General features: G+C 40.4%; 4 protein-coding genes. 3 read left to right on the top strand and 1 reads right to left on the bottom strand.

Annotated elements, in window-relative coordinates:
- Window positions 1-667 precede the first annotated feature (667 nt).
- The 3 genes from LD39_RS20820 (at window position 668) to LD39_RS22360 (ending at window position 1,339) form a co-directional block, all read left to right on the top strand.
- The gene (locus LD39_RS20820) at window positions 668-892 is read left to right on the top strand and encodes a DUF1659 domain-containing protein (RefSeq protein ID WP_035553326.1); all 225 of its coding nucleotides are present in this window, start codon (window positions 668-670) and stop codon (window positions 890-892) included.
- A gap of 24 nt (window positions 893-916) precedes the next feature.
- Window positions 917-1,129 (top strand): DUF2922 domain-containing protein, encoded by a 213-nt coding sequence (locus LD39_RS20825; RefSeq protein WP_035553330.1) that lies wholly within the window; start codon window positions 917-919, stop codon window positions 1,127-1,129.
- Between the two features lie 66 nt (window positions 1,130-1,195).
- On the top strand, window positions 1,196-1,339 hold the full coding sequence (locus LD39_RS22360) for a YvrJ family protein (RefSeq protein WP_081988542.1): 144 nt from the start codon (window positions 1,196-1,198) through the stop codon (window positions 1,337-1,339).
- 92 nt (window positions 1,340-1,431) lie between these two features.
- Here the strand turns inward: LD39_RS22360 and lepB are convergent.
- Window positions 1,432-1,706: signal peptidase I (gene lepB, locus LD39_RS20830; protein WP_035553334.1), on the bottom strand; the 275-nt coding region annotated here is incomplete at its 5' end.

The raw sequence follows: 1,706 nt of genomic DNA on the forward strand, positions 1-1,706 counted from the left end.
CTTTAGCGATCGCTCCATTCAAGAAGCCAGCTGTCTCGAATCCACCGGTTAGTTTACCTAAACCGGCCATGAACCAAGTGTAACCTAAGTAAATACGTAATACAGATAAGATAATAGCAGCTGTCTGGTTGTTTCTAAGCCATTGAATCATCATGGACACTCCTTTAATAGTTTGTTCACCATTTCACATGATTGGTGATTAGTTTTTTGATCTTTCTTACATTTATAGTGTAATCCACGAGCGATCATGTTTCTACACTTTGTTCAATAGTTCACAAATTTGCCAAAACAATATGTCATAATTATGAAAAAGCCGTTTGTGGTGAACCCGATGTGGGAATTTTACCATGTATAAAGCTTATGCCATCATGTATAATAGATAGAGCGGAAATCCGATTTTTTTGATAAAATAGAGTTGATCTAGGAGGTGAAGGTATGGCTGAGGTCATCATGTTTGTTGTTTGTGTAGTTGTGTCGTTAGGATTGATCGGGATGTGTATCTTCGATCACGGTTAAACCCTACTTATTTAAAGATAGACGATATCATAATTTCATTGTTTGACTTAGAGTTCGAACCGGAAAGCTGCATTCAGCTTCCGGTTCGAACTTTTTTTTGACACCACTTTCATATCCCGTCCGATTATAGGTATGAAAGGAGGTGATCAACATGGCAATCAGTTCAGAAAAAGTAAACACACAGCTCCAAATGGTTTTTGATAACGGGGTGGACGAGGAAGGAAACCCGATTTTCCGAACAAAATCTTTCAACAACGTGAAAACGACATCGACGCCTGAGCAATTGCATAACGTGGCTGTTTCTATTGCTCAACTTCAACAGCGCGTTCTTTACACTGTAGAACGCAACGATAGTTTTGTCATCGCAGATCTATAAAATTAATAATAGGGAGGGATACAAGTGAAAAAATTAGAGCTGAAGTTTCTAAATGAAGAAGGCCGTGCGGTTACCATTACACTGGATGAGCCGATCGAACCCACTGATCCGATAGCCATCAATGCAGCGATGGATGCCATTCTAACTGAAAACTGCTTCTATTCCAGCGGGGGAGACCTTGTAGAAAAGAAAGAAGCACGAATTGTAGAACGTAATGTGTATGATGTAGAGCTCTAAAATATTTGAAAAAGCCGCTATCCTCTTGAATAGCGGCTTTTTCCAACTAGAAGCGAGGTGAAAGGTTTGGAGACATGGCTTCCGCTCATTACAGATGTTGGTTTTCCAATTGCGGTCACTTTCTATTTGCTGCATCGCATGGAAGGGAAACTGGATCTGCTCATTGATACGTTACACCAGCTGTCTGAAAAAATCGCAGCACCAAAATAAAAAAAGCTCTACGGGTTGGTGGATCAACCGCGTAGAGCTTTTTAGCTGTTTGTTACTAGAATCGATCGGCGATAAAAGCACGCCTTTTGCTTTTATTTTGTCAATCCCCACTCTTGGAGTGGATAGATGACCAGTTCGGTTCGACCAATAATTTCTCCTTCTTCAATGAATCCAAGTCCATTCCGGCTGTCTTTACTTATGGAACGGTTATCTCCCATTACGAAATATTTCCCTTTAGGAACTTCGACGGGGCCGAAATCTCTAGTCCCCTTGATCGCCTCATCATCGAGGTATGTTTGTGTTTGTTTTTCTCCATTAATGAATAACGTATGATTTCTGATTTCAATAGTATCACCTGGTTCACCGA

It is taken from the genome of Halobacillus sp. BBL2006 (genome assembly GCF_000786645.1).
GTDB lineage: Bacteria > Bacillota > Bacilli > Bacillales > Halobacillaceae > Halobacillus.